General features: G+C 63.1%; 26 protein-coding genes. 4 read left to right on the plus strand and 22 right to left on the minus strand.

From position 1 onward, the window contains the following. The first annotated feature begins 87 nt into the window (after positions 1-87). On the plus strand, positions 88-564 hold the full coding sequence (locus AC5PZ0_RS05890) for a transporter substrate-binding domain-containing protein (RefSeq protein WP_493854526.1): 477 nt from the start codon (positions 88-90) through the stop codon (positions 562-564). Between the two features lie 335 nt (positions 565-899). Here the strand turns inward: AC5PZ0_RS05890 and AC5PZ0_RS05895 are convergent, their stop codons facing one another. Together AC5PZ0_RS05895 and AC5PZ0_RS05900 are read right to left on the minus strand one after the other, a co-directional pair. After that, complete coding sequence (locus AC5PZ0_RS05895) at positions 900-1,403, minus strand: 2-thiouracil desulfurase family protein (protein WP_493854527.1); 504 nt, start codon at positions 1,401-1,403, stop codon at positions 900-902. Continuing rightward, positions 1,390-2,022 carry a 2OG-Fe(II) oxygenase gene (locus tag AC5PZ0_RS05900; RefSeq protein ID WP_099430980.1) on the minus strand — a complete coding sequence of 211 codons (633 nt, stop codon included), beginning with the start codon at positions 2,020-2,022 and terminating at the stop codon, positions 1,390-1,392. Before AC5PZ0_RS05900 ends, AC5PZ0_RS05895 begins: the two co-directional genes overlap by 14 nt. A gap of 113 nt (positions 2,023-2,135) precedes the next feature. Between AC5PZ0_RS05900 and AC5PZ0_RS05905 the strand changes: the two genes are divergently transcribed. After that, positions 2,136-2,888: a DUF2059 domain-containing protein gene (locus tag AC5PZ0_RS05905; RefSeq protein WP_027592279.1), complete on the plus strand. Its 753-nt coding sequence runs from the start codon at positions 2,136-2,138 to the stop codon at positions 2,886-2,888. On the opposite strand, the gene bipL is transcribed toward AC5PZ0_RS05905, so the two are convergent. Next, complete coding sequence (gene bipL, locus AC5PZ0_RS05910) at positions 2,889-3,815, minus strand: phospholipase BipL (protein ID WP_099430725.1); 927 nt, start codon at positions 3,813-3,815, stop codon at positions 2,889-2,891. It lies immediately after the preceding gene. Positions 3,816-4,067: 252 nt separating this feature from the next. Between bipL and AC5PZ0_RS05915 the strand changes: the two genes are divergently transcribed. After that, complete coding sequence (locus tag AC5PZ0_RS05915; RefSeq protein ID WP_099430726.1) at positions 4,068-4,637, plus strand: DUF6436 domain-containing protein; 570 nt, start codon at positions 4,068-4,070, stop codon at positions 4,635-4,637. On the opposite strand, the gene AC5PZ0_RS05920 is transcribed toward AC5PZ0_RS05915, so the two are convergent. Further along, on the minus strand, positions 4,616-5,182 hold the full coding sequence (locus tag AC5PZ0_RS05920) for a sugar O-acetyltransferase (protein ID WP_238217596.1): 567 nt from the start codon (positions 5,180-5,182) through the stop codon (positions 4,616-4,618). The genes AC5PZ0_RS05915 and AC5PZ0_RS05920 overlap by 22 nt on opposite strands. Positions 5,183-5,268: 86 nt before the next feature. Between AC5PZ0_RS05920 and AC5PZ0_RS05925 the strand changes: the two genes are divergently transcribed. After that, positions 5,269-7,632 carry a penicillin acylase family protein gene (locus AC5PZ0_RS05925; protein WP_493854528.1) on the plus strand — a complete coding sequence of 788 codons (2,364 nt, stop codon included), beginning with the start codon at positions 5,269-5,271 and terminating at the stop codon, positions 7,630-7,632. Positions 7,633-7,752: 120 nt separating this feature from the next. Here AC5PZ0_RS05925 and AC5PZ0_RS05930 read toward each other — a convergent pair whose 3' ends face one another. The 18 genes from AC5PZ0_RS05930 to AC5PZ0_RS06015 form a co-directional block, all read right to left on the minus strand. Then, positions 7,753-8,625, minus strand: a complete 873-nt coding sequence (locus AC5PZ0_RS05930; RefSeq protein WP_493854529.1) for a transporter substrate-binding domain-containing protein — start codon at positions 8,623-8,625, stop codon at positions 7,753-7,755. Further along, positions 8,622-9,395, minus strand: a complete 774-nt coding sequence (locus tag AC5PZ0_RS05935; RefSeq protein ID WP_493854530.1) for an amino acid ABC transporter ATP-binding protein — start codon at positions 9,393-9,395, stop codon at positions 8,622-8,624. The genes AC5PZ0_RS05930 and AC5PZ0_RS05935 overlap by 4 nt, the downstream gene beginning before the upstream one ends. Next, a complete protein-coding gene (locus AC5PZ0_RS05940; protein WP_493854531.1) occupies positions 9,392-10,051 on the minus strand; it encodes an amino acid ABC transporter permease in 660 nt (219 codons plus the stop codon). The genes AC5PZ0_RS05935 and AC5PZ0_RS05940 overlap by 4 nt, the downstream gene beginning before the upstream one ends. Continuing rightward, on the minus strand, positions 10,032-10,697 hold the full coding sequence (locus AC5PZ0_RS05945) for an amino acid ABC transporter permease (protein ID WP_027592271.1): 666 nt from the start codon (positions 10,695-10,697) through the stop codon (positions 10,032-10,034). Before AC5PZ0_RS05945 ends, AC5PZ0_RS05940 begins: the two co-directional genes overlap by 20 nt. 166 nt (positions 10,698-10,863) lie before the next feature. Beyond that, positions 10,864-11,649, minus strand: a complete 786-nt coding sequence (locus AC5PZ0_RS05950) for a MetQ/NlpA family ABC transporter substrate-binding protein (protein WP_099430729.1) — start codon at positions 11,647-11,649, stop codon at positions 10,864-10,866. Positions 11,650-11,825: 176 nt separating this feature from the next. After that, complete coding sequence (locus AC5PZ0_RS05955) at positions 11,826-12,656, minus strand: sigma 54-interacting transcriptional regulator (protein ID WP_493854532.1); 831 nt, start codon at positions 12,654-12,656, stop codon at positions 11,826-11,828. A 62-nt stretch (positions 12,657-12,718) separates the two neighbouring features. Then, positions 12,719-13,300: an alpha/beta hydrolase gene (locus AC5PZ0_RS05960; RefSeq protein ID WP_027592268.1), complete on the minus strand. Its 582-nt coding sequence runs from the start codon at positions 13,298-13,300 to the stop codon at positions 12,719-12,721. A gap of 548 nt (positions 13,301-13,848) precedes the next feature. Then, complete coding sequence (locus AC5PZ0_RS05965; protein WP_027592267.1) at positions 13,849-14,250, minus strand: ExbD/TolR family protein; 402 nt, start codon at positions 14,248-14,250, stop codon at positions 13,849-13,851. A 1-nt stretch (position 14,251) separates the two neighbouring features. Further along, the gene (locus AC5PZ0_RS05970; RefSeq protein ID WP_099430730.1) at positions 14,252-14,974 is read right to left on the minus strand and encodes a MotA/TolQ/ExbB proton channel family protein; all 723 of its coding nucleotides are present in this window, start codon (positions 14,972-14,974) and stop codon (positions 14,252-14,254) included. Between the two features lie 40 nt (positions 14,975-15,014). Next, positions 15,015-15,815, minus strand: a complete 801-nt coding sequence (locus tag AC5PZ0_RS05975; RefSeq protein WP_186703101.1) for an energy transducer TonB — start codon at positions 15,813-15,815, stop codon at positions 15,015-15,017. A 370-nt stretch (positions 15,816-16,185) separates the two neighbouring features. Beyond that, positions 16,186-17,175, minus strand: a complete 990-nt coding sequence (locus AC5PZ0_RS05980; RefSeq protein ID WP_027592264.1) for a sulfate/molybdate ABC transporter ATP-binding protein — start codon at positions 17,173-17,175, stop codon at positions 16,186-16,188. Positions 17,176-17,178: 3 nt separating this feature from the next. After that, positions 17,179-18,051, minus strand: a complete 873-nt coding sequence (gene cysW, locus AC5PZ0_RS05985) for a sulfate ABC transporter permease subunit CysW (RefSeq protein WP_027592263.1) — start codon at positions 18,049-18,051, stop codon at positions 17,179-17,181. 12 nt (positions 18,052-18,063) lie between these two features. After that, complete coding sequence (cysT, locus tag AC5PZ0_RS05990) at positions 18,064-18,882, minus strand: sulfate ABC transporter permease subunit CysT (RefSeq protein WP_012274724.1); 819 nt, start codon at positions 18,880-18,882, stop codon at positions 18,064-18,066. Positions 18,883-19,068: 186 nt separating this feature from the next. Beyond that, positions 19,069-20,076: a sulfate ABC transporter substrate-binding protein gene (locus AC5PZ0_RS05995; RefSeq protein WP_033702118.1), complete on the minus strand. Its 1,008-nt coding sequence runs from the start codon at positions 20,074-20,076 to the stop codon at positions 19,069-19,071. Positions 20,077-20,124: 48 nt separating this feature from the next. Next, complete coding sequence (gene oscA / locus AC5PZ0_RS06000; RefSeq protein ID WP_003258557.1) at positions 20,125-20,307, minus strand: sulfur starvation response protein OscA; 183 nt, start codon at positions 20,305-20,307, stop codon at positions 20,125-20,127. A gap of 258 nt (positions 20,308-20,565) precedes the next feature. Beyond that, positions 20,566-23,619, minus strand: coding sequence for an efflux RND transporter permease subunit (locus tag AC5PZ0_RS06005; RefSeq protein ID WP_099430732.1), 3,054 nt, complete (start codon positions 23,617-23,619; stop codon positions 20,566-20,568). Next, positions 23,616-24,683, minus strand: a complete 1,068-nt coding sequence (locus AC5PZ0_RS06010; RefSeq protein WP_099430733.1) for an efflux RND transporter periplasmic adaptor subunit — start codon at positions 24,681-24,683, stop codon at positions 23,616-23,618. The genes AC5PZ0_RS06005 and AC5PZ0_RS06010 overlap by 4 nt, the downstream gene beginning before the upstream one ends. Beyond that, complete coding sequence (locus tag AC5PZ0_RS06015) at positions 24,680-25,768, minus strand: efflux RND transporter periplasmic adaptor subunit (RefSeq protein ID WP_493854533.1); 1,089 nt, start codon at positions 25,766-25,768, stop codon at positions 24,680-24,682. Before AC5PZ0_RS06015 ends, AC5PZ0_RS06010 begins: the two co-directional genes overlap by 4 nt. Positions 25,769-25,810 lie beyond the last annotated feature (42 nt).

Consider the following 25,810-nt stretch of genomic DNA (forward strand, 5'->3'; position numbering starts at 1 on the left):
CTTCAAGGTCATAGGCTGCGCTCGACCACGACGAGGAAGAAAGCCGTGGCGAATGAAATTCATCTGCCGAATAAAAAAGGGGCATTCATGCGTTCGACCCTAGGCGTACTGCTTGCAGTACTGATCAGTCCATTGGCCCAAGCCGAGCTGATAGACGACATCAACGACCGCGGCGAACTGCGCATTGCCGTGCAGTCCGATACACCGCCCTATGTATTCAGGGAAAACGACCACCTCACGGGTTTCGAGATCGAGTTCGGGCAAATCCTGGCCAAGGAACTGGACCTGCGGGCTGCATTCATTGAAACGCCAGCTGAAGAAGTTCTGCCGGGCGTGGAGAGTGGCAAGTACGACATCACCTTGAATGAACAGAACACCAGTAAACAGTTGGACGTGAGCCAGCCTTATGGTGAGAAGAAACAGGTCATTCCGTTCCAGAAAGACAACCCGGCGTTCGAGAGCGCGGTGAACAACGCCCTGCAACGGATCAAGGACGATGGGCGCCTGGCAGAGCTGGAGCAGAAGTGGTTCAAGGGTACCCAGGAGACAGCTGCAGGCCAGTAGATGTTTATTGCCTGCCCCGGCCTCTTCGCGGGCAAGCCCGCTCCCACAGGTACTGCACGGCTCTCACGTCCGGTGAAATACCTGTGAGAGACGGCTGCAGGCCAGTAGATGTTTGTTGCCTGCCCCGGCCTCTTCGCGGGCAAGCCCACACACAGGTACTGCACGGCTCTCACGTCCGGTGAAATACCTGTGAGAGACGGCTGCAGGCCAGTAGATGTTTATTGCCTGCCCCGGCCTCTTCGCGGGCAAGCCCGCTCCCACAGGTTTTTCACCGGTCTTGAGAACTGTGCAGTACCTGTGGGAGCGGGCTTGCCCGCGAAAAGGCCGGGGCAGGATTAAGCCGGAAGCCCAGCCAACGCTTGCTGTGCTTCATCCAGCTCAAGCTCGCTGAACACCAGCACCCCTTCCCGACGCAGCAGCGCCGTGGTCACGCCCTCCCCCGGCACCTTCACCCCGCTGAAGGTGCCATCGTAGGTCAGCCGATTACCACACGAAGGGCTGCCAGACTTGAGCACCGCGACGCGAATCCCGTGCCGGCGCACCAGCGCCAACGCCAGCTGAGCACCGGCCAGAAACGCGTCGCTGACGTCCTCACCCGTCACCGTCAGCACCTGTGCCTGGCCATCGAGCACCGCGCTGCCCTGCCCGCCTGGTATCTCCGCAGGCGGTCGCGGTGTAGGCAAGCCACCGGCCACTTCCGGGCACAAGGGCACTACCCGCCCTGCCGCCTGCCAGGCTTGCAACACCCCCGGATGGCCACTGGCGCGGCCGTCATAGCGCACCGGCTGCCCCAGCAGGCATGCGCTGACCAGCACCTTGGGCAACTCAGAACAGGTCATTGCCACGGCGCCGGAACCAGCCAGTCAACGACAGGCGCTCACGCCCGGCCGGCAATACCTCATGGGGCACATCGCCCGACAGGAACACCACCAGGCATCCGGCCACAGGCGGCACATCGTGCTCGACACCCTGCGCCAGGAACATGCGCAGCTGGCCGCCATCCTGTGGCTGCCAGTCTTCGTTCAAATAGAGCACTGCCGAGACCATGCGCCGGTCATCGTCACGAAAGCGATCCAGATGGCGGCGATAGAACGCGCCCGGCGGGTACAGGGCAAAATGGCATTCGAAATCTTCAAGGCCCAGGAACAGCCCCTGGTTGATGGCCAGGCGCAGCTGGTCCATGGCCGCCAGGTACTGGTCGCAGGCAGCGGCCTGGCCGGGGTCGATCCACTGGATCTGATCACCGCGGATCGCCTCGCGGATCTCCTGTGAAGCCCCGCGTCCAACCCCTGCCGGGTTGAGCTCGCCTTCGGCGTCACGGCGCCGGCACTCGGCCGCCAGCGCGCGCACCAGGTCGGCAGGCAAAAAGAGCGCCTGCTGGGACCAGCCATGGGTGGCCAGATCGTCAACGACGGCCGCAAGCATCGGGTGTTCAGGGGAGATGTGCATGGCGCGCATCATATCCATTAGCCTTGCACTCGCACAGCGCCACTTGGCCGAGAAGCGCGCTGATATCTCGACAAACCGACGCTGGGCCAAGGACAATGGCAGCCTGCCGACAGGAGTCCTGAATGCGCCGTCTGTTTTCCCTGATTCTGCTGATGATCTGCACCATGCCTGTCTGGGCAGACAGCCTGGATCAACTGTACAAGGCCGCCGGCTGGCCCGACCAGCGCGCCCACTTCAACGATGCCCTGAGTGCCGCCCAGGAACGCTATCGCAATAGCCTGCCGCCTGCCGTCTACCAAGCGCTGGTCAACAACAGCAATCAGCGCTTCCAGGCCCAGGCCGTGGACCGTCGTGCCCAGGCGAAACTGCGCGCAACCCTGAGCAACCCTGCGCCAGCGCTGGCCTTCTTCCAGTCGCCGCTGGGCCGCAAGGTGGTGGCTGCCGAACTGCAAGCCACGCGCAAGGACCAGTTGGCCAAGAACGCCAAAGGCCTGCCGAAGGTCCAGGCCAGTGACGACCGCCTGTTGCTTATCGGCCACTTGGCCCAGGCGTTGCCCGCCCGCGAGGCCGGTGCAGAGGTCAGCCTGGCGATTGCCGGCGTCGCCGCCGACAGCCTCAGTTCGATGATCCCCGGCCTGTTTGGCGGCGGCCAGGCCCAGAGCCTGCTCGATGGCCAGCGCCAACGCCTGATGGGCCAGATCGGCGAAGACCTCAACAATACGCTGCTGTACGTGTACCGCGACTTGTCCGACGCCGAGCTGGAACAATTCGCCAACTTCGCCGAATCACCCGAAGGCAAGGCGTATTACCAGGCCGCACTGGCTGCCGTGCGCGCGGGGCTGGCGGTCGGCCAGAGTGCTGCCGACCTCAAGTGATCAGCCCAGGCGCTGGTCGATGAAGGTGAAGTAGCGCTGGCGAATGCCGGGCAGTTCATTGGCCAGGTGGTGCCGCGCCTCGGGCAGCATGAGTATTTGCGGCTCAGTGAACTTGGCCTTGAGCACCTCGAGGTTGTAGGGCCAGTCCACCGTGCCGTCCGCCTCACCCTGCACGATCAAGGGCCGCCGTGTGCTGCGTGGCGCGGCTTCTATGCGCTTGACCCAGGCGATCAGTGCGCCGACCCAGGCCGTGGGTAAACGACGCGGTTGCAGGGGGTCGGCCTCCAGAAACGCTAGGAAGGCCGGGTCGTTGGTGTTTTCGCTGAAGCGCCGTTCGATGCCATTGACGAAATGGCGCAGCACGCAATAGCTGAGCTTCGACCAACGCCACGAGCTGGGCCGCACCAGCGGTGCAAGCAGGATCACCTGCCCATCGGCTGGGCTTTGCTCGCCCCGGTGCAACAGGTGGTCGACCACGATGGCGCCGCCCGTGCTTTGCCCGCACAAATGCCAAGGCCGCGGCAGGTCCAGCCTGCGGGCTTGCTCGAAGAGTGCATCGAGCACCTGCTGATACAGCGAAAAGTCGCTGATGCTGGCCCGCTCACCGCTGGAAAGGCCATGGCCGGGCAGGTCACAGCTGATCACTGCATAACCCTGGCCCAGTGCCCACTCGATCACATGCCGATAAAGGCCCATGTGGTCGTAATAGCCATGCAGCAGGAACACCGTGGCCACCGGCTGCGGCGGCAGCCAGACTTGCCCGACCAACTCGAACCCGGCCGCTTGAAAACCACCCAGCCAACTGTGCACGGGCAGGTCCAGGCCATAAAAATGCTGGTAATCGCGCCCCTGCGCCGACAACGGCTGGCGATCGGTCAAGGGCGCGAGGCTGGCACGCAGAAGGTCGGGGAGCAAAGCGGCGGGCATCGGGTACATCCAGAGCGAAGCGAGTATTGATCTGTGATATTCAGCTCTCATCGGCATCATGGCAAGCTTGGACACCTTAACGCGGCTTAACGCAGAACGCTGTGGGAGCGGGCTTGCCCGCGAAGAAGGCGACTCAGAGTATGGCACCGGCTCCGCCGGTGTTCGCGGGCAAGCCCGCTCCCACAGGTCCCTGCCAATTCAATACGTTATGTGTTGCTCTCTCAGAGCGGCAACAAGACCTGCGGACAGTTCATGCATAAGCACATCATAAAGCGCGGGTTGGCAGTGCTTGCCCTGCTGCTCTGCACCCTTACCCTCTGGCAGGCCTACACCACCTTCCAGTCCCGCTACCTGCGCCCGTTCGACAACCAGGCCACCCTGTTCGACGGCAGCCAACTGCGCCTGCCCGCAGAACTGGCCGGCCCCGGGCCGATCCGTGTGGTGCACTTCTGGGACCCGGCCTGCCCGTGCAATGTCGGCAACCAGCAGCACCTGGCCGACCTGGTCAGCCACTTCGCAGGCGACGGCGTCAGCTTCCATGTGCTGCAAAAACCCGGCAGCCACGGCCAGTTGCCCGCGAACCTCAGCGCCCTCAAGCCCCTCGCCAGCCTGCCCGGCAGCGAACACCTACCCGCCTCTCCGGCCGTGGCCATCTGGGACCGACAAGGCCACCTCGCCTACTTCGGGCCTTACAGTGAGGGGGCGGTGTGCAACGCCAGCAACAGTTTCATCGAACCGATCCTCAAGGCGTTGATCGACAACCGCCAGGTGACGGCCTCCAACACCTTGGCGGTGGGTTGCTACTGCCCTTGGGCCGGCTGACGCACGCGCGCCGGGTTACCGACCACCACCGCACCCGCCGGCACATCGCGGGTGACCACACTGCCCGCGCCGACCACCGCGTTGTCGCCAAGGGTCACCCCCGGCAGGATGATCGCCCCGCCACCAATCCACACATTGTTGCCAATACTCACCGGCCTGCCGCTTTCCAGCCCGGTGCGCCGCAGCTCAGGGTCGAGTGGGTGGTCGGCGGTGTAGATCTGCACCGCCGGGCCAATCTGGCAATCGTCGCCGATGCGCACCGGCAGCACGTCGAGGATCACGCAGTTGAAGTTGATGAAGGTGTTGCGGCCAATGCTGATGTTGTAGCCATAGTCGCAATAGAACGGCGGGCGGATCACCGTGCCGTCGCCGGCCTGGCCGAAGTGCTCGGCGAGCAGGCCGTGACGTGCATCGTTGAGCAGCTCGAAACTGCTGTTGTAGCGCTGCATCCAGTGCTTGTTGGCAATTTGCTCGGCCTGCAGCTCGGGGCAGCCGGCATGGTAGAGCTGGCCTGCGAGCATTTTCTGTTTTTCGCTGAGGGACATGGAAACTCCTTTCGAGGGCTATGCTCTGTGCGCGAATCCGTCGATGATCGGACCACAGTTTCCGTTCGAATGCACAAGGAGTCTCGATGAAGCGCAGCCTGACCCTGTTGGCCGTGGTAATCGCCGTGGCCGCTGGCGCCGGATACGGGTACGTGCACGGCAAGCTGCCGCAACGCGAGGGCGAAGTGGCGATCGCCGGCCTGCAGGCGCCGGTCAGCGTGCGCTATGACAGCCGCGGCGTTCCGCACCTGCAGGCACAGAACGAACAGGACCTGTACCGCGCCCTCGGCTATGTGCACGCCCAGGACCGGTTGTTCCAGATGGAGATCATGCGCCGCCTGGCGCGCGGTGAGTTGGCCGAAGTGCTGGGCGAAAAACTCGTGCCCACCGACACCCTATTCCGCAGCTTGCGTATTCGCGACCAAGCGGCGCTGATGGTGCAGCGGCTGGACCGCCAATCACCCGCCTGGCAGGCCCTGCAAGCCTACCTGGAGGGCATCAACAGCTGGCAGGCCAGCCACCCCAAGCCGATCGAGTTCGACCTGCTGGGCATCACCCCCCGCCCGTTCACCGCTGAAGACACCCTGAGCATCGCCGGTTACCTGGCCTACAGCTTCGCCGCCGCGTTCCGCACCGAGCCCGCGCTCACCTATATTCGCGACCAGCTCGGCCCGCAGTACCTGAACATCTTCGACCTTGGCTGGCAACCCGAAGGCGCCCTGGCCGCGCCGTTGGCGGCCGCCGACTGGCGCAGCCTGGAGGCACTTGCCCGGCTTAGCCACGACGCGTTGGGCGACGCGGGTATCCCGCAATTCGAAGGCAGCAACGCCTGGGCCGTCGCCGGCAGCCGCACCCGCAGCGGCAAGCCACTGCTGGCCGGTGACCCACACATCAGCTTCGCGGTACCGGCGGTGTGGTACGAGGCCGAATTGTCGGCTCCTGGGTTCAACTTGTATGGCTACTTCCAGGCGCTGAACCCCTTCGCGCTGCTCGGCCACAACCGCGACTTCGGCTGGAGCCTGACAATGTTCCAGAACGATGACGTCGACCTGATCGCCGAACGGACCAACCCCGAAAACACCGACCAGGTGATGATCGACGGCACCTGGCAAACCTTGGAAAAGACCGAGCAAACCCTCGCCGTCAAAGGCGAGGCGCCCGTCACCCTCAGCCTGCACCGCTCGCCCCACGGCCCGATCGTCAACGAGGTATTGGGCGCTACCGCCGGGACCACGCCGGTGGCCATGTGGTGGGCGTTTCTGGAAACCGAAAACCCGATCCTCGACGGGTTTTACCAGCTCAACCGCGCCGACACCCTGGGCAAGATGCGCGAGGCGGCCGCCAAGGTTCAGGCGCCTGGGCTGAACTTCGTCTGGGCCAATGCCCGTGGTGATATCGGCTGGTGGGCTGCGGCACAACTGCCGATCCGCCCGGCGGGGGTCAACCCGACATTCATCCTCGATGGCGCCAGCCCACAGGCAGACAAGCTCGGTTTTTACCCCTTCAGCGCCAACCCGCAGCAAGAAAACCCCGCACGCGGCTACATCGTGTCGGCCAACTACCAGCCGCCCTCGGCCGTGCCCGTGCCGGGTTACTACAACCTGCCGGACCGTGGCCGCCAGCTCGACCGCCACCTGGCCAACCCTGACGTGAAATGGGATACCCAGAACAGCCAGGCCCTGCAGCTGGACACCGCCAGCGACCATGGCCCACGCACCCTTGCACCGCTGCTGGCGACGCTGCGCTCAGTGGCCGAAGGGGACGAGGAAAAGGAGCTGGTCGAGCAACTGGCAGCCTGGAGCGGTGACTACCCCCTGGACTCGATCAGCGCCACGCTGTTCAACCAGTTCCTGTATGAACTGGCGTTCGCGGCCCTGCATGACGAACTGGGCGACACCTGGTTCCCGGTGCTGATCAGCACCCGCGCCATCGATGCCGCTTTGCCTCGTTTGGCCGCCGATGTCGAGTCGCCATGGTGGAGCACGCGGGGAGCAAACGAACGCACCGACCGCACTGCGATCGTGCGCATCGCCTGGCAAAAAAGCGTGAAGCACCTGCGAGACAACCTGGGCAGCGACCCGGCCAGCTGGCAATGGGGCAAAGCCCATACCCTGACCCATAACCATCCGCTTGGCGTGAAGAAGCCGCTGAACCTGCTGTTCAACGTTGGCCCGTTCGCGGCGCCTGGCACGCATGAGGTGCCCAACAACCTGTCGGCGAAGATCGGACCGGCACCTTGGCCGGTGACGTATGGGCCTTCGACACGCAGGCTGATCGACTTCGCCGATGCCGGGCAAGCCTTGACCAGTAACCCGGTCGGGCAAAGCGGGGTGCCGTTTGATAAGCACTATTCGGATCAGGCTGCGGGGTACATCGAGGGGCAGTACCAACGGGCGCAGATGGGGGTGATTCCGGCGCAGCGTACCTTGCGATTGGTGCCGGCTGAGTAAGGGGCTGCTACGCACCCCATTCGCGGGACAAGCCCGCAGGAATGACGCCACAGTTAGCGACGCGCCTGTGGGAGCGGGCTTGCCCCGCGAATGGGCCGCATAGCGGCCCTCGTTACACGATCAACCCTGCCACTTGCCCCCTTCGACAATCACGCTCTCAGGCTTGGTGTCATCGCTCAGTTCCTTGCGCACATACTGGTCATACAGCTTGAGCAGGAACTTCTCTTCACCCAGCTTGGCCAGCTCGGCATTCACCCAGTCGCGCAACTCGGTGTTGCCCTTCTTCACCGCCGGTGCAATCGGTGCCTCGTCGCCCAGCAGCTCAGGCAACACGCGGTAGCCTGGGTTCTGCTTGGCCCAGCTGAACAGAATCAGGTTGTCCTGGGCATAGGCATCGCCGCGGCCAGTGGCCAGGGCTTGCAGCGACTCGCTGTTTTTCTCGAACTTGAGCAGCTTCCAGTCCGGGTGGGTTTTGGTCAGCCAGATATCGGCCGTGGTGCCAGTGGTAACGATGATGGTCTTGTCGGCCAGGTCGTCGAGCTCCTGCACCGCGCTGCCGTCAGCAACGATGGCTTGCACGGCGACGCGCAGGTTGGGGTTGGTGAAGTCCACCGCTTCCTTGCGCTCTGGCGTTACGGTCATGTTGGCCAGGATAAGGTCGACCTTGTCACTCTGCAGGAACGGAATGCGGCTGGCCGGCTCCACGGCAACGAACTCGACTTTGTTCTCGTCGCCCAGCAGGTCCTTGGCCAGGCGGCGACCGATGTCGGTATCGAACCCGACATAGCGCCCCTTTTCATCGACGAAACCGAAGGGTGGCTTGTCGGTGAATACGCCGACGATCAGTTTGTCGCGGGCCTTGATGGTTTCCAGGTAGCTGGTGGCCGGCGAGGCCGCTGCGGGTTTGGTGGGTTCTTCGGCCTTGTTGCAGCCGGCCAGCAGGGCCAGGCCGAACAGCGGCGCCAGCAGTTTGGTGAGGTTGGCAGTTTTCATGACAGTTCCTTGTGCAGTGTCTTCGGCAGGCTTTCTACAAAGGAGAATTTCTCCAGGAACTGCTGCGCGCGTGCGGTCTGCGGTCGGATGAAGAAGCTCTCGGGCTCGCTCTGTTCAAGGACCCTGCCGGCCTCCATGAACACGATGCGGTCGGCCACCGCGCGGGCGAAGGCCATTTCGTGGGTAACGATGAGCAGGGTCATGCCGTCGCGGGCCAGGCCCTGGATCACCTGCAGCACCTCCTTGACCATTTCCGGGTCGAGGGCCGCCGTGACTTCATCGAACAGCATCACCTCGGGGTTCATGCACAGCGACCGGACGATAGCGATGCGTTGCTGCTGGCCGCCGGACAACTGCCGCGGGTAGGCATCGCGCTTGTCCAGCAGCCCCACCCGCGCCAGCAGCGCCTCGGCCTGGGCCTGGGCTTCGGCGCGCTCGCGCTTTTGCACCTTGAGCGGGCCAAGCAACAGGTTGTCGATCACACTCATGTGGCCGAACAGGTGGTAACTCTGGAACACCATGCCTACCCGCTGGCGCACCTGGCGCCAGTCGGTGCGTGGGTCGAGCAGCTCCTGGCCGTCCAGGCGCAGGTGGCCACTGTGGGCTTGTTCCAGGCCATTCAAGCAGCGCAGCAAGGTGCTCTTGCCGCAACCGCTGGGCCCCAGCACTACCAGCACCTCGCCGGCTTGCACCTTGAGGTCGACGTCCTTGAGCACCTGCTGCTCACCAAAAAACTTGTTGAAACCCTGGAATTCGATCAATGCGCTCATGAGTGTGCCCAACGGCGTTCCAGCACGCGCGAAGCGGCGGACAGCGGATAACAGATGATGAAGAAGAACAGGAACAACGCGCCGTAGATCAGCACCGACTCGTAGGTACGCTCGATGATTTGCTGGCCTGCCTTGATCACCTCGACAACACCGATCAATACCGCCAACGAGCTGGTCTTGATGATCCGCGTATAGAGGTTGATGGTCGGCGGGGTCATGCGCTTGAGTGCCTGGGGCAGCAGCACATAGCCATACAGCTGCCAGCCGGACAGGCCGATCGACAGCCCGGCCTCACGCTGGCCACGTGGCAGCGAACGCAACGCGCCGCGCACCACCTCACCGATTTCGCTGGCACCCCACAGGCCCAGCACCAGCACCGCGCACCAGAAACTGGGGATGCTCACGCCAAAGAAGATCGGCAGGCCGAAAAACACCAGGTACAGCCAGACCAGCACGGGAATGGCACGGAACAGCTCCAGATACACCTGCAGAACGATGTTCAGGCCACGGTTGCCAAGGGTGGCCAACACGCCATACAGCACGCCGCCCCAGGTGGCGAAGAGCATGCCCAACGCCGAAATGGCCAAGGTCTGTGCTGCGCCGCTGGCCAGTTGCGGCAGCGACACCCACAGCAGTTCAGGCGCCGAACTGGCCATGCTGCAGCCTCCTTTCCAGGTACCGCAGCAGCAACGACAGCGGCAGGAACAGCAGCACGCAAAGTAGGGTCAGCACAGCGAGCATTTCGTAGGTTTTGTAGTACAGCGCGATGTAGTTCTTGGTGGTGTAGAGGATCTCGGGAACGGCCACGGCCGAAACGACGGTGGTTTCCTTGAGCAGGAAAATGAAGTTGGCGAACAGCGCTGGCAGGCTGAGGATGCTGGCCTGAGGCAGGATCACATGGCGCAGCAGTTGGCCCTCGGACAGACCGATGGAGCGCCCGGACTCCAGTTGAGCGCGCGGCACTGCTTCGACACCGGCACGCAGCACCTCGGTCAGGTAAGCGCCGCCCATGAACGTCATAGTGATGATCGCTGCAGTGAAGCCGGAGATCTTCAGGCCCACGCTGGGCAAGGCGAAGTACACGAAGAACAGCTGGATCAACAGCGGGGTATTGCGCGCCAGCTCGACGTAGCCTTTGACCAGGCGCGACAGGTAGGGCGTACGCAGCACCAGTAGCGTGGCGTTGACCAGGGCTACCAGCAACGAGGTGGCGATGGCGATCAGGCCCACCTGCAAGGTCACGCCCACGGCGTTGAGAAACGCCGGCAGGGTGCTGAGGATGAAAGGGATATCGAAGGTCATGGGTAGAACAGTCATGCGGGGTGCGAGGAGCACGATCACTAGACTTTAAAGCTATAAAAAACTTTCAATAAATATCTTTATTGCATATCAATAGTACGGACTAACGCACCAACAAAAACGCCGACGCAATGGCGTCGGCGTTTTCAGGCGCGGGGCTACGAACGGATCAGAACGCCGGCAGCACGGCACCGCTGTATTTCTTGGCGATGAACGCTTTCACTTCCGGGCTGGTCAGGGCTTTGGCCAGTTTCTGGATGGCGTCGCTGTCCTTGTTGTCCGGGCGGGCAACCAGGAAGTTGACGTACGGGGAGTCGGCGCCTTCGATCACCAGCGCGTCCTTGGCCGGGTTCAGGCCAGCTTCCAGGGCGTAGTTGGTGTTGATCATGTCCAGGTCAACCTGATCCAGCACACGCGGCAGCATGGCCGATTCCAGCTCGCGGAACTTCAGTTTCTTCGGGTTCTCGGCGATGTCTTTCGGGGTGGCCAGGGCGTTTTTCGGGTCTTTCAGGGTAATCAGGCCAGCCTTCTGCAACAGCAGCAGGGCGCGGCCGCTGTTGCTGCCTTCGTTAGGGATGGCAACGGTGGCGCCTTCTTTGAGCTCGCTCAGGTTCTTGACCTTCTTCGAGTAGCCACCGAACGGTTCGACGTGTACACCGACCACGGTTTCCAGGTGGGTGCCCTTGCCTTCGTTGAAGTTTTGCAGGTACGGCAGGGTCTGGAAGTAGTTGGCGTCCAGGCGTTTCTGGTCAACCTGCACGTTCGGCTGCACGTAGTCGGTGAAGACCTTGATCTGCAGGTCCACACCTTCTTTGGCGAGGGTCGGCTTGATCAGCTCGAGGATCTCGGCATGCGGCACCGGGGTGGCGGCAACCACCAGTTTCTCGGCGGCGTTGGCCAGGCCGGCGAACGACAGGGCAGCGGCCAGGGCGGTGGTCAGCAGGGTCTTCTTCATGGTGGTCCTTATTCTGAATCTGGGCCATCGGCGATGGCGAAGTCGTGTGCCCTGCCCCGTGTCGGGTGAGCGTGAAGCGGACAATACCGAGATTTCTTATGCCGTAACAATATCTTTTAATTCGCTGCTTATTCCAAAAACAAACTGCCATCACCGCCTTTGCTTATGAGCGCTGTCTAGCGCGCAGGGTTGGCCAGGTCGAGGTCTTCCGGCTGGATCTCTTCGCTGTCATTCACCAGCAAGGCGAAGTGGATGACGTTCTCCAGCTCGCGGGTGTTGCCGGGCCAGGCATGGGCTTCCAGCACCTGCTGGGCGGCGTCGCTGATCAGCGGTACCGAGCGCTGCAGGCGGGCGGTGTAGATACCCACGAAGTACTCGGCCAGCGGCAGGATATCGCCACGTCGCTCGCGCAACGGCGGCAGCTCCAACGCGCCCTCACGCAGGTACTGGTACAAGCGCTCATTGAACCTGCCGGCCTTCACCACCCGCGCCAGGTCGATGCTGGTCGCCGCCACCAGGCGTACATCCACAGGCTGGGGCTGCTGCGCGCCGACGCGTGTCACTTCACGGTTTTCCAGCGCGGCCAGCAGCTTGCCCTGGATCTCCAGCGGCAAGTCGGCAATTTCGTCCAGGTACAGCGTGCCGCCGTTGGCCGAGCCGAACCAGCCGGCGCGGCTGCTGGCGGTGCCGCCGTGGGTACCGGCGCTGTAGCCGAACAACTCGGCGTCAGCGTAGGTCGGGCTGATGGCCGCGCAGTTGACCGAGACGAACAGCCCGGCGCGGTCACTGGCGCGGTGAATCTGCCGTGCCAGCAACTCCTTGCCGGTGCCGGTCTCGCCACGAATCAACACCGGCAAGGGCTGCGTCGCCAGGCGTTCGAGGTCTTCGCGCAGCTGTTGCGAGCGCGGGTCGATGAACACCAGGGCCTTGGCACGAATGCTCAGTGGGCTCTTGTCCAGCTCGGGAAAGGTCAGCAGCGGCTGGCCAAACGGGTTTTGAAAAGTCATGAAAAACTCCCGCCCCAGGCCTTCGGTGGCCGGGCGTCAGGCAAACGGTAATCAGTAGGCGATCAGGCGCGGCGCAGTGCGCGTTGCTCCACCCGGCTCTGCAAGCGGTACAGGTAGGCGAAGCCTTGTTCCCAACGCTCGTGCCCGGACTTGACGTTGATGTGCCCGGCGTTGGTCAGCAAGCCCGCTTCGGCCCCCCAGGCCTGGGCCAGGTGCAGCGCGCGCGGCACGCTTACCGCCGGGTCGTTGTCGGAGCTGACCACCTGGCTTGGGAACGGCAACGCCTGCATCGGAATCGGCGCGAAGTTGCGCAGTGCTGGCGCGCAGGTCGGCCGCTCGACATCCGCTGGCGCCACCAGCAATGCGCCACGTACCTGGCGCAGCAACGCCGGGCTGGCCTCGGCGGCCCAGTGAGCGACCGTGACGCAGCCCAGGCTGTGTGCGATGAGAATCACCGGCGAGCGTTCGGCGGCAATCGCCTGCTCCAGGGCCTGCACCCAATCGCGCCGCTGCGGGGTCAGCCAGTCGTGCTGCTCGACCCGGGCGCTGTTGGGCAGGGTGCGTTGCCAGTGACTCTGCCAATGGTTGTCTGGCGATCCTTGCCAACCCGGCACAATCAGGTAACGAATCGACTCATTGCGCATGGGGACGCCTCCAGTAAGTTTGCGTGCTTGGAGACCAGTATAGGGAGGGAGTTATATTCGTAAAGGAATAAGAAGCTATTTGTTAATAACCTAAAGGAATTTTTGTTGGGGGGGTGCGAAGCGATTGTTGCGAGGATGGGGATGGCCACGGGGGGGCCTGGCTTGGGGGGTGTGGTGGGGCATATATCGAGCGCCGCCCGCGCGGCGCATCGCGAGCAACGCTCGCTCCTACGTTTGTTTCGGGCCCGTTATTCCTGGGGCAAACGCGCGCGACCGCCTTGTTTGTTCGACGCGATAACCCGCCATGCGCCAAGGCGGTCGCGCGCGCCTGTCACAGGCGTTACTGGCCAAAAACAAACGTAGGAGCGAGCGTTGCTCGCGATGCGCCGCGCGGGCGGCGCTCGATCTAACAGGCGCTAAACATTCACCGGCGAACACCTTGTAGCCCAATACCTATCCATCAGGCCAAAAAAAAGGGCCAACCCCTGCCAAGAGATGTGGCCCATAAGCTCTCAAAGAGAGTCACTTGCCTGAAGAGGATTGCCGAATCAGCGCGCGGTAATCACCGCCAGTTTGCTGATCCCCGCACGTTCAATCGCCGCCATGGCCCGCGCTACTTCGCCGTAGTTCACGCCATCATCGGCCTGCAACTGCACACGAACTTCCGCGTCCTTGGCCTTGGCCGCCTTGAGGTTGGTCTCCAGCAGGTCCGGCTGGATCTCGTCCTTGTTGATGAACAACTTGCCAGCCCCGTCGATGCTCACCACCAGCGGGTCTTTCTGCTCCACCGGTGCCACCGCCTCGGTCTTGGGCAGGTTGATGGGGATGGCGTTGGTCAGCAGCGGCGCAGTGACGATGAACACCACCAGCAGCACCAGCATGACGTCCACCAACGGCGTGACGTTGATTTCACTGAGGACTTCGTCGCTGTCCTGGGTCGAAAAAGCCATATCAGGACGCCTCCTTCACCGGCTGAGTGAAACCGGCCTGGGCTTTGTGCACGGCAGGGTGCACCAGTACCCGGAAGGCACTCTTCTGCGCCAGGCTGTAGAAGTCATGGGCGAAGTCGTCCAGGTCTGCTGCGGTCAGCTTGAGGCGACGCAGGAAGTAGTTGTAAACCAGTACCGCTGGCACCGCGACGGCGATACCCACCCCCGTGGCCACCAGTGCCGCGCCGATCGGCCCGGCCACAGTTTCAAGGCTGGCGGAACCTGCCGCACTGATGCCCTTGAGCGCTTCCATGATGCCCCACACGGTGCCAAACAAGCCGATGAAGGGCGAGGTACTGCCGATACTGGCGACCACCGCCAGGCCGGTTTCCAGCGAACGGCGCTCGCGGACGATCTGCTGGCGCAGAGCGCGTTCGAGGCGGTCCTGGTGGTTGATGGCGTGGCTCAGGTCGTTGGCCTGGGTGGTATCGCCGACGGCAATAGCGGCATAACCGGACTGCGCAACGCGGGCCGCCGGGCCAGGCAGCTCATGGCTGATTTCGGCGGCCGAATCCAGGCTGGAGGCTGCCCAGAATTGCTGGTGGAAGCGTTTGTCCTGGTTCTTCAGCCGCACGAACTGCACGACCTTGACCAGGGCCAGGCCCCAGGTGACGACAGAGAAACCAACCAGCAGCCAGATGACTGCGCTTTCAACGGATTCGAGGGGGGATGCCAACAGGCTCATGATGATGTCTTCCTATGTTCTGCTGATTCTGTGAAATGCGTTAGCGAAGCTTGAAGTCGATTGGCACGCTGACCCAGCCGGTCTGGGCCACGTCGCCTTGCTTGGCGGGGACGAAGCTCCAGCGCTTGACGGCCGCCAGCGCAGCGGCGTCCAAGGCATCGCGGCCACTGCTCTTCTGCACCTGGATCTGCCCCGGCTTGCCACTGGGCAACACCTCGACGCGCAACAGCACGGTGCCTTCCCAGCCGCGGCGCTGGGCCATCTGCGGGTACTCCGGCGCCGGGTTCTTGAGGTACGCGGCGTTGGCTGAAGCCGGTGTCACCGGCGCCGGCGCGGGTGGCGCAGGGGCTGGCGGTGCCGGGGCTGCAACGGGTGGCGGTGGCGGTGCCTCGACCGGTTTCGGCTGCGGCTTGGGCGCCTGCTTGACCACAGGTTTAGGGATCGGTTTTGGCTTCGGTTTGGGCTTCGCGGCCAGCTCGTCGACTACCGGTGGCGGCGGCGGTGGCTCGACCACCGGCGGCGCGGGTGCCGGGGGTGGCGGCTCGACCACGGGCGGCGCAGGGGCGGCGAACTCGATGGTCATGGGTGGCACCTGCGGCGGCACCACGGGCAGCTCAGGCGTCGGTGCCTGGCTGACCCAGTAGGCGGCGGCGCCGTGCAGCGCCAGTACCAACAGCGCCAACGCCAGCTTGTCGCGGCGCTTGAGGCCGCTGGCAGGCGTGCGTTGCAGGCGCTGCTGGCCAAGCGGAAGACGAAGCGTGCGTCCAAGCTCGACCAGGTCGCCCGGTGCCGGGCGCCATGGCTGGTCGTAGGCTCTGACGGCCGTCTGGACATTACCCATTGATCAAACTCCTGGGGTCTCGATTCAGGTGTGTGGCTGAATCATCGGGGCCAGAGGCTTATCTCTTAAAGTAATGTTTAAAATTATGGTTAGAACTTAATTGAATATTGTTTTTGAGCGATCGTGTGAAGGCCACGGATTTCGCGGGCTGTGGGCTGGAGGGCGATTAGCGATGCTTTGTGGGCATGCAAAATATTCGCGTAAGGCATGAGATTGCTGCGAGGGCTGCGCCCTCGATTCGCAGCACAAGGCTGCTCCTACAGGGGATCGCGGTGCAGCATTGTGCGGCGAAGGGGTGGGAAGCAGCCTCAGCAATCCACCCGGCAATAAAAACCCGGGACAGAGCCCGGGTTCCATACGCTGGGGTAGCTTAGATATCCGCCACCTTCTGCCACACCTTCGGCCTGAAGAACAGCGTCTCGCCGCGCGCCAGGCCGGTCAGGCTGTCGTGGTCCTTGACCACTTCGGCCTCGATCAGCTCGCTCTGCCCTTCCACCTTCAAGGTCACCCGGGTGGTCGCGCCCAGCGGGCGGATATCGCGCACCTCGGCGGCATGGTGGCCTTCGGTTTCATGGCGCGACAGCGACACTTCATGCGGGCGGAACAGCACGTGGTGGCCTTCGCTCAAGGCCAGGCGGTTGGAGTCGCCGAGGAAGTGGTAGACGAAGTCGTTGGCCGGCTGCTCGTACACTTCACCCGGCGAGCCGATCTGCTCGATCACACCCTTGTTCATCACCACGATACGGTCTGCGACTTCCATGGCCTCTTCCTGGTCATGGGTGACGAACACCGACGTCAGGTTGATATCTTCGTGCAGGCGCGCCAGCCAGCGGCGCAGCTCTTTACGCACCTTGGCATCCAGGGCACCGAACGGCTCGTCGAGCAACAGCACCTTGGGCTCTACCGCCAAGGCGCGGGCCAGGGCGATACGCTGGCGCTGGCCACCGGAAAGCTGCTCGGGGTAGCGGTCGGAGAGCCAGTCGAGCTGGACCATGTTCAGCAGCTCATGCACCTTTTCGGCAATCTTGCTTTCGCTCGGGCGCTCGCCCTTGGGCTTCATGCGCAGGCCGAAGGCGACGTTGTCGAACACGCTCATGTGGCGGAACAACGCGTAGTGCTGGAACACGAAGCCGACGTTGCGATCACGCACGTCGTGGCCAGACACATCCTCGCCATGGAACACGATGCTGCCGTCATCCGGTGTTTCCAGGCCGGCAATGATGCGCAGCAGGGTGGTCTTGCCGCAGCCGGACGGGCCGAGCAAGGCCACCAGCTCACCGCTGTGGATATCCAGGTTGATGTTGTCCAGGGCCTGGAAGCTGTTGAAGCGCTTGCTGACGTTACGAACTTCGATCGACATGAATTATTCCTCCGCAGCGCTATGGCGCAGGCGGTTAATACGGTTCTCGCTCCACTGCTTGAGCAGCAGGATGAAGAGCGCCAGGATCAGCAACAGGCTGGCCACGCTGAAGGCCGCGACGTGGTTGTACTCGTTGTAGAGGATCTCCACGTGCAGCGGCAAGGTGTTGGTGACGCCGCGGATATGGCCGGACACCACCGAGACCGCGCCGAACTCACCCATCGCCCGCGCCGTACACAGCACCACGCCGTAGATCAGGCCCCATTTGATGTTGGGCAGGGTCACATGCCAGAACATCTGCCAGCCATTGGCGCCCAGCAGGCGCGCGGCCTCTTCTTCCTGGGTGCCCTGCTCTTGCATCAGCGGGATCAGTTCACGGGCAACGAATGGTACGGTAACGAAGATCGTCGCCAGGACGATGCCCGGCAGCGCGAACACAATTTGGATGTCATGGTCCTGCAGCCAGGGGCCGAACAGGCCTTGCGCGCCGAACATCAGCACGTAGACCAGGCCCGCGATCACCGGCGAGACCGAGAACGGCAGGTCGATCAGGGTCACCAGCACGCTCTTGCCACGGAAGGTGTACTTGCTCACGCACCACGCCGCGCTGACGCCAAACACCAGGTTCAGCGGCACCGAGATGGCCACGGCAAACAGGGTGAGCTTGAGCGCCGACAAGGCGTCGGGCTCGAAGATCGCCTCGAAGAAAGTGCCGAAACCGTTTTTCAGCGCCTGCGATACCACGATCACCAGCGGCAGCAGCAAGAACAGCGCGAACACCAACCAGCCAAGGCCGATCAGGATGCGCCGCGAGGTGGCGCTGCCACGGCGGGCGGCATTGGCGGCGGCGGTAGCGCTCAGGGATGAACTAGACATAGCCGGCCTCCTTCAAGGGGTTTCGATGCGGCGCTGCAGCAGGTTGATCAGCAGCAGCAGGATGAAGGAAACCACCAGCATCAGCACGCCGATGGCAGTCGCGCCGGTGTAGTCGTATTGGTCGAGCTTGACCATGATCAGCAGCGGCAGGATCTCGGTCTTCATCGGCATGTTGCCGGCAATGAAGATCACCGAACCATACTCACCCACCCCACGGGCGAAGGCCAGGGCAAAGCCGGTCAGCCAGGCAGGCAGCAGTGCCGGGGCCAGGATGTGGCGGAACACCTGCAGCGGCTTTGCGCCCAGGCAGGCGGCGGCTTCTTCGACTTCACGCGGGATGTCGGCCAACACCGGCTGCACAGTGCGCACCACGAACGGCAGGGTCACGAAGGTCAGCGCCAAGGTGATGCCAAGCGGCGTGTAGGCGATCTTGAAGCCCAGGTCGGTGGCGAACTGGCCAACCCAGCCCGCCGGGGCGTACAGGGCCGTCAGGGCGATACCGGCCACGGCGGTAGGCAGGGCGAACGGCAGGTCGATCATCGCGTCGATGATCTTGCGCCCGGGGAAGGTGTAGCGCACCAGTACCCAGGCCAGCAGCGTACCGATCACACCGTTGATGATGGCGGCGAACAGGGCGGTGCCGAAACTCAGCTTGAGCGCGGCGATGACCCGCGGCGCGCTGATGATGTTCCAGAACTGCTCCCAGGTCAGCTGCGAGGCATGGATGAACATGGCCGCCAGCGGAATCAGCACAATCAGGCTGAGGTACACCAAGGTGTAACCCAGCGTCAGCCCGAAGCCGGGTATGACGGGGGAAATACGACGTGACATAAGTATCCCTGGTTAAACGCACGAAGCCCGGAATTAATCCCGGGCCAGTGCAGGCTTCTGAATCTTGGGGCTGCTGTGCAGCCCATTCGCGGCACAAGGCCGCTCCCACAGGGGAGCGCGGTTCCTTGTGGGAGCGGCCTTGTGCCGCGAATGGGCCGCACAGCGGCCCCGTTTTTCCATAACCGCTTACTGTGCCTGATAGATCTGGTCGAACACACCGCCATCATTGAAGAATTTGGGTTGTGCAGTCTTCCAGCCACCGAAGTCCTTGTCGATGGTGACCAGGTCCAGTTTCGGGAATTGCTTGCCGAATTCGGCAGCGACCTTCTCGTCACGTGGGCGGTAGAAGTTCTCGGCAGCGATCTTCTGGCCAGCCGGGCTGTACAGGTGCTTGAGGTATTCGGTGGCAATCGCAGTATTGCCCTTCTTCTCGGCGTTCTTGTCGACCACGGCCACCGGTGGCTCGGCCAGGATCGACAGCGACGGCACGACGATTTCGAACTTGTCTGCGCCACCGTCTTCCTTCAGCGCCAGGAAGGCTTCGTTTTCCCAGGCCAGCAGGACGTCGCCCTGGCCGTTGTTGACGAAGGTGATGGTCGAGCCACGGGCGCCGGTATCGAGCACCGGCACGTGCTTGAACAGCTCCTGCACGTAAGCCTTGGCCTTGTCTTCGCTACCACCGGTCTTCAGGCCATAGGCCCAGGCGGCGAGGAAGTTCCAGCGGGCGCCGCCAGAGGTTTTCGGGTTCGGTGTGATGACCGAGACGTCTTTCTTGATCAGGTCGCCCCAGTCCTTGATGCCTTTCGGGTTGCCCTTGCGCACCAGGAACACGATGGTCGAGGTGTACGGGGTGCTGGCGTCCGGCAGGCGGGTCTGCCAGTTGTCCGGCAGGGTCTTGCCGAGCTTGGCGATTTCGTCGATGTCGCCGGCCAGGGCCAGGGTCACCACGTCGGCGCGCAGGCCATCGATCACGGCGCGGCCCTGTTTGCCCGAGCCACCGTGGGATTGCTGGATCTTCACCTTGTCGTCCGGGTGGGACTGCTGCCAGTGCTTGATGAATTCGGCGTTGTACTGTTGGTACAACTCACGGGTCGGGTCATAGGACACGTTCAGCAGTTCGTAGTCCTTGGCGATTGCGGAACCGGCAAAAACAGCACTGGCCAGGGCGGCGAGCGCATAACGGCGGATGGACATGGTGAAGCTCCCGATTGGCATTTTTCTAGTTTTAGAGGTGTGGCGCGATCAGCCGGTCTTGTTGCCGGGCTGTTGCAGGCGGAACTTCTCCTTGCGCTCGATCTGGACGACCTGAGCGTTGTGCACGGTAATCTCCACCGCACCGAAACGCAGATCGCGCAGGGCGCTCTGGATCTCACGCAGAATGGTGGCTTCGTCCTGACCGTCGATGCTACGCAGAGATGCACTCATGCTCGTTCTCCTTGGAGTGAGGGTGCCGGGCAGAGGTTTGAAGGGGATTTGCGCCTGGCTTGAGGGCAATAGTAGTGAGGCGGGGATATTCTTAAAAATACTGTTTAAGAATGTTTATATAACCGTTTTTACAAGCCACACATTTCCCCTGTAGGAGCAGCCTTGTGCTGCGAAGAGGCCGGTACAGCCATCCGTGTTTGAGGGTGAATGTACCGGCCTCTTCGCAGCACAAGGCTGCTCCTACAACGGAAGGTGTTGTCAGGATGATTGTTTTTCTGGCTCGCGGATTTTGTACCAGGCCACATACAGCGCCGGCAAAAACAGCAGCGTCAGCAAGGTGGCCACGATGATCCCGCCAATCATGGCGTAGGCCATCGGCCCCCAGAACACCTCGCGGGCAATCGGGATCATGCCCAAGCTGGCCGCGGCCGCCGTCAGCAAGATCGGCCGCCGCCGGTGGTTGGTGGCCTCCACCACCGCATCCCACGGTGACAGCCCCTGCGCCTCGAACTCATCGATCTGGGTCACCAGGATCACCGAGTTACGAATGATGATACCGGCCAGGGCCAGAATCCCGAGAATGGCCACAAAGCCCATCGGCGTACCCGTAGGCACCAACGCCAGCACCACTCCGATCAAGCCCAACGGCGCCACGCTGACCACCAGGAACAGCTTCTGCACGCTGTGCAGCTGGATCATCAGGAAGGTCGCCATGAGGAACAGCATCAACGGAATGACCTTGCGGATCGGCCCTTGCGCCTTGGCGCTCTCCTCCACCGTACCGCCGGTCGCCACCTCGAAGCCGACCGGCAGTTTGCTGGCGAACTCGTCGATCTTGGGCTTGAGCTGAGCCACCAGGTCGGTGGGCTGGATGTCACCATTGACCGACGCCTTGATGGTGATGGTCGGCTTGCGATCACGCCGCCAGACCAACGGCTGTTCCAGCTCGTAACGCACCGTGGCGAAGGACAGCAGCGGAATCGAGGTGCCATTGGGGGTCAGGATCTGCAGGTTCTGCAAGGTATCGGGCGAGCCACGCTCGCTGTCTTCGGCGCGGGCAACCACGTTGACCAGGTAGATGTTGTCGTTGACCTGGGTAATCGGCACGCCGGTGACGATGCTGTTCATCACGTTGGCCACGTCTTCGGACGACAGCCCCAGCTGACGCGCTTTGTCTTGGGCAATCTCGATGCGCAGCACTTTGCCCGGCTCGTTCCAGTCGTAGATCATCTCGCCGATGTGCTCGTTGGCATCAAGCAAGGTGGCGAGCTCGATGGCGTGCTTGCGCACCTGGTCGATGTCCTGGCCGCTGACCCGGTACTGGATCGGCCGGCCCACCGGCGGGCCCATCTCCAGCGATTGCACGTTGGTGCCGATGCCGACGAACTCTTCGCGCAGCAGTTTCTGCAGGCGATCCATCATGCCCTGGCGCTCTTCGAAGCCTTTGCTGACGATCACCAATTGCGCGTAGTAGGGGTTCTGCAATTGTTGGTCGAGGGGCAGGTAGAAGCGAATCGCGCCCTGGCCAATGTAGGTGCTCCAGCGCACCAGGTCCGGGTCGTCCTTGATCCTGGCCTCCAGCCGGTCGACGACTTTACGGGTCTCTTCGATCGAGGCGTTTTGCGGCAGGTTGAGGTCGACCAGGATTTCGGGGCGGTCGGATGATGGGAAGAACTGGTTCTGCACGAAGCGCTCGCAGAATATCGCCAGCGCGAACAGCAGCACGGTGCCGATGATGGTCAGCCAGCGGTTGCGCATGCACCACAGCAGGCCGCCCTCGAATGCCCGGCCAACGCGCCCGGGTTCGGCCTCGTGGGCTTTGACCTTGCTGCTGAGGATATGCACGCCCAGCACCGGGGCGAAGAACACCGCCACCACCCACGACACGATCAACGCCACGGCGATCACCGCGAACAGTGTGTAGGTGTACTCACCTGCCGAACTGGCGTTGAGCCCGATCGGCACGAAGCCGGCCACCGTCACCAGGGTACCGGTCAGCATCGGGAACGCCGTCGAGGTGTAGGCAAAGGTCGCGGCCTGCTCTTTGCTCTCGCCCATTTCCAGGCGTGTGACCATCACCTCCACGGTGATCATCGCATCGTCCACCAGCAGGCCCAGGGCGATGATCAACGCGCCCAGCGAAATCCGTTGCATGGTGATGCCGCTGTACTCCATGAACACGAAGACCATGGCCAGCACCAGCGGGATCGAGCAGGCCACCACCAGCCCGGCGCGCACGCCGAGGCTGACGAAGCTCACCGCCAGCACGATCACCACGGCCTCGAAGAGTGCGCTGGTAAAGCCACCCACCGCCTGCTTGACCACCACGGCCTGGTCGGACACGGTGTGCACACCCACCCCCACCGGCAAGTCGGCGATCACGCTGTCCATTTTCTTCTTCAGGGCGGCGCCGAACACCTGAATGTTACCGCCCGCCTTCATGCCGATGGCCAGGCCAATGGCGGTCTGGCCGTTGTAGCGGAACATCGGTGACGGCGGGTCGACGTAGCCGCGCTCGATATCGGCAATGTCGGCAAGGCGGAAGAAGCGGTCATTGATCCTCAGGTTGACCGTTTCCAGGTCCTTTTCAGAGGCGAACTGGCCGGTGGTGCGCACCGAAATACGTTCGGGGCCCGCCTCGATCACCCCTGCCGGGGTCACCGCGTTCTGCGATTGCAGCGCCTGCATGACCTGGCGCTGGTCGATACCCAAGGCTGCCAGTTTGCGGGTGGAGAAGTTCAGGTACAGCACTTCGTCCTGGGTGCCGACCAGCTCGATCTTGCCGATGTTGGGCACTTCGCGCACTTCGGCGCGGGCCTGCTCCACGTAGTCCCGCAGTTGCCGCAAGGTCAGGCCATCGGAGGTGAAGGCGTAGATCGAACCGAACACATCACCGAATTCATCGTTGAATGCCGGGCCCTGGATGCCCTCGGGGAACTGGCCGCGGATGTCCTGGATCTTCTTGCGCACCTGGTACCAGATGTCCGGGATGTCCTTGGCCTTGGTGGTGTCGCGCAGGTACACGTAGACCGTTGACTCGCCCGGGCGGGTGTAGCTTTTGGTGTAGTCGAGCGAGTCCAGCTCTTCGAGCTTCTTCTCGATGCGGTCGGTGACCTGGTACAGGGTTTCGTCCTGGGTCGCACCGGGCCAGCGGGTCTGGATGACCATGGTCTTGATGGTGAACGACGGGTCTTCCTCACGGCCCAGGTTGAAGTAGGAAAAAATCCCCATCAGCAAGCCGACGAACATCAGGTACCAGACGAACGATTGATGCTTGAGCGCCCATTCGGACAGGTTGAAGCTTCCTTTCATTGCGCATCCTCGTCGAAGGTGACCTTCTGGCCAGGCTTGAGGCTGTTGACGCCGGCAGTCACCACGCGCTCGCCTGGCTGTACGCCGGAGGCGATGACGATGTGTTCGCGGGTGCGGTCGATCAAGGCGACATCCCGGGTCGCCACGGTTTTCTGCTGCGTGTCGATCACCCACACCTGGGTCTTGCCGTCACGCTCGAGCAAGGCGCTCAGGGGCAGCTCACTGCGCGGCGTGACCGCAGAGCTCAGGCTCACGCTGATCGCGGTGCCAAGGTGGAAGGCGGCCGGTGTGCTGGCCAGAGTCAGGCGTGCACGCCGGGTGCGCGTGGTGGCGTCGGCTTGCGGCTCCAGCTCGCGCAACGAGGCCGTGGTGTTGATGCTGGGGTCGAGCTGCGAGGCCACGGTGAAGGTGAGGCCCTTGTCGAGTTGCTCGCCCAGGCCGATCGGCAGGTCGATCACGGCTTCCTTGACGTCTGGCCGGGCCAGGGTCACCACAGCCTGGCCCGCCGTTACCGTTTGCCCTGCTTCGGCCTGCCAGGCAGTGATCACCGCCGCGTGGTCGGTGCGCAGGGTGCTGTAGTCAAGCTGGTCTCGCGCTTGGCTGACCGCCGAGCGTGCCTGTTCAAGCGCCGCACCGGTGGTTTTCAGGTTGGTCTGGGCAATGTCCAGCTGGGCCTGGGCACCGACACCGCGGTCGTACAGCTGCTGCTGACGGCGCGCGTCGGCCTGGGCGTTTATCCACTGCGCCTGGACCTTGGCCAAGTCGCCTTCGGCGGCACGCAACTGGTTCTGCTGGTCGGTGGGGTCGAGGGTAGCCAGTGTGTCTCCAGGCTTCACCTGCGCCCCCACATCAAGCCAACGCCGGGCAATACGCCCGGACACGCGAAAGCCCAAGGTGCTCTCGAAGCGCGCCTGAATGCTGCCGGCAAAGCGCCCAAGTTGCGCTTGCACCTGCGGTTCGACCTTCACCGAAAGCACCGGCCGAACGGGCTCGACCGCTTCTTCTTCAGAGCTGCAAGCAACCAGCAACAGCCCAACCGGGAGCAATAACAGCAAGCGCTTCATGGCGCATCCCCCGCAGCCTTTTCATCGATTTTTTCCACCTGCATGCCGGGGTGTAGCAACTGCCCGCCATTGACCACCACGGTCTCGCCGCCTTTGAGGCCGTTGGCGACCACGACCTTGCCGGTGAGGTAGCGCGCTACTTCAACCTTGCGCAGTTCGACCTTGTCGCCCTCGCCCACCACCCAGACGGCAGGCTCATGCAAGGCCTTGGTCAAAGCCGACCAGGGCAGCTCAATGCTGGAACGCCCCTGGGTATTGGCAGTGGCCGTCACCGGTGAGCCCAGCCGCATGCCGGGCGGCACGTTGCGCAGGCCAACCTTGACCTGCACCGTGCCACTTTGGGCTGAAACGGTTGGCGTCACTTCGCGAACGAAGCCTTGAGCCTGGACGTTGGGGTCATCGAGCAGCTTCACGATCACCCCCTCATCGCTTGGCGGTGCCACCAGCAACGATTCATACACGTTGAACACTGCATCACGGTCGCCATCGCGGGCGAAGCCGAAGATCGGCATGGTGGCCTGCACCACTTGGCCGACCTCGGCCTGGCGCTCGGTGATCACGCCGGCGGCTTCGGACACCAGCGCGGTGTAGCTCAGCTGTTCATTGGCATTGGCCAGCTGCGCCTGGGCGGCCTTGAGCGCGCTCTGGTTGCTGCGCAACGCGGCTTCGGCGGAGTCGTACTCGCTCTGGCTGGTATAGCCTTTGGGCAGCAGCTTTTGCTGACGCACGAAAGCCGCGGCCGTCTGCGTCACGCGCGCTTGGGCGGCGAACACCTCGGCCTTGGCCGAGTCGACGTTGTTCTGCAGGTCTTTCGGGTCTAGCCGTGCCAGTACCTGGTTGGCCTTGACGTGATCGCCCACATCGACGCTGCGCGAAATAATCTTGCCGCCCACACGGAACGACAAGTCGGTTTGCACCCGCGCTTGTACGTCGCCGGTCAGGGTCACCCTGGCAGCGAAATCGGTAGGCTGGACCTGTTGCACACCGACCCGAGGCAGCGTCTCGGGGGTTTCTTCCTTGCTACAGCCGGTGAGCATGTACAGCACACTCAGGCCTGCCAGCACCAGTGGACGCGTCACCCTCATGCAGGCTCCTAGCTTGCGCACAAATGATTTGTGAGATGCGAC

The sequence above is a fragment of the Pseudomonas sp. 5.2 genome (assembly GCF_059025405.1).

Excerpts from the sequence above, each read along its gene's own strand:
- AC5PZ0_RS05890 (WP_493854526.1), top strand. The coding sequence starts at position 88 with ATGCGTTCGACCCTAGGCGTACTGCTTGCAGTACTGATCAGTCCATTG.
- AC5PZ0_RS05895 (WP_493854527.1), bottom strand. The coding sequence starts at position 1,403 with ATGACCTGTTCTGAGTTGCCCAAGGTGCTGGTCAGCGCATGCCTGCTG.
- AC5PZ0_RS05900 (WP_099430980.1), bottom strand. The coding sequence starts at position 2,022 with ATGCGCGCCATGCACATCTCCCCTGAACACCCGATGCTTGCGGCCGTC.
- AC5PZ0_RS05905 (WP_027592279.1), top strand. The coding sequence starts at position 2,136 with ATGCGCCGTCTGTTTTCCCTGATTCTGCTGATGATCTGCACCATGCCT.
- bipL (WP_099430725.1), bottom strand. The coding sequence starts at position 3,815 with ATGCCCGCCGCTTTGCTCCCCGACCTTCTGCGTGCCAGCCTCGCGCCC.
- AC5PZ0_RS05915 (WP_099430726.1), top strand. The coding sequence starts at position 4,068 with ATGCATAAGCACATCATAAAGCGCGGGTTGGCAGTGCTTGCCCTGCTG.
- AC5PZ0_RS05920 (WP_238217596.1), bottom strand. The coding sequence starts at position 5,182 with ATGTCCCTCAGCGAAAAACAGAAAATGCTCGCAGGCCAGCTCTACCAT.
- AC5PZ0_RS05925 (WP_493854528.1), top strand. The coding sequence starts at position 5,269 with ATGAAGCGCAGCCTGACCCTGTTGGCCGTGGTAATCGCCGTGGCCGCT.
- AC5PZ0_RS05930 (WP_493854529.1), bottom strand. The coding sequence starts at position 8,625 with ATGAAAACTGCCAACCTCACCAAACTGCTGGCGCCGCTGTTCGGCCTG.
- AC5PZ0_RS05935 (WP_493854530.1), bottom strand. The coding sequence starts at position 9,395 with ATGAGCGCATTGATCGAATTCCAGGGTTTCAACAAGTTTTTTGGTGAG.
- AC5PZ0_RS05940 (WP_493854531.1), bottom strand. The coding sequence starts at position 10,051 with ATGGCCAGTTCGGCGCCTGAACTGCTGTGGGTGTCGCTGCCGCAACTG.
- AC5PZ0_RS05945 (WP_027592271.1), bottom strand. The coding sequence starts at position 10,697 with ATGACCTTCGATATCCCTTTCATCCTCAGCACCCTGCCGGCGTTTCTC.
- AC5PZ0_RS05950 (WP_099430729.1), bottom strand. The coding sequence starts at position 11,649 with ATGAAGAAGACCCTGCTGACCACCGCCCTGGCCGCTGCCCTGTCGTTC.
- AC5PZ0_RS05955 (WP_493854532.1), bottom strand. The coding sequence starts at position 12,656 with ATGACTTTTCAAAACCCGTTTGGCCAGCCGCTGCTGACCTTTCCCGAG.
- AC5PZ0_RS05960 (WP_027592268.1), bottom strand. The coding sequence starts at position 13,300 with ATGCGCAATGAGTCGATTCGTTACCTGATTGTGCCGGGTTGGCAAGGA.
- AC5PZ0_RS05965 (WP_027592267.1), bottom strand. The coding sequence starts at position 14,250 with ATGGCTTTTTCGACCCAGGACAGCGACGAAGTCCTCAGTGAAATCAAC.
- AC5PZ0_RS05970 (WP_099430730.1), bottom strand. The coding sequence starts at position 14,974 with ATGAGCCTGTTGGCATCCCCCCTCGAATCCGTTGAAAGCGCAGTCATC.
- AC5PZ0_RS05975 (WP_186703101.1), bottom strand. The coding sequence starts at position 15,815 with ATGGGTAATGTCCAGACGGCCGTCAGAGCCTACGACCAGCCATGGCGC.
- AC5PZ0_RS05980 (WP_027592264.1), bottom strand. The coding sequence starts at position 17,175 with ATGTCGATCGAAGTTCGTAACGTCAGCAAGCGCTTCAACAGCTTCCAG.
- cysW (WP_027592263.1), bottom strand. The coding sequence starts at position 18,051 with ATGTCTAGTTCATCCCTGAGCGCTACCGCCGCCGCCAATGCCGCCCGC.
- cysT (WP_012274724.1), bottom strand. The coding sequence starts at position 18,882 with ATGTCACGTCGTATTTCCCCCGTCATACCCGGCTTCGGGCTGACGCTG.
- AC5PZ0_RS05995 (WP_033702118.1), bottom strand. The coding sequence starts at position 20,076 with ATGTCCATCCGCCGTTATGCGCTCGCCGCCCTGGCCAGTGCTGTTTTT.
- oscA (WP_003258557.1), bottom strand. The coding sequence starts at position 20,307 with ATGAGTGCATCTCTGCGTAGCATCGACGGTCAGGACGAAGCCACCATT.
- AC5PZ0_RS06005 (WP_099430732.1), bottom strand. The coding sequence starts at position 23,619 with ATGAAAGGAAGCTTCAACCTGTCCGAATGGGCGCTCAAGCATCAATCG.
- AC5PZ0_RS06010 (WP_099430733.1), bottom strand. The coding sequence starts at position 24,683 with ATGAAGCGCTTGCTGTTATTGCTCCCGGTTGGGCTGTTGCTGGTTGCT.
- AC5PZ0_RS06015 (WP_493854533.1), bottom strand. The coding sequence starts at position 25,768 with ATGAGGGTGACGCGTCCACTGGTGCTGGCAGGCCTGAGTGTGCTGTAC.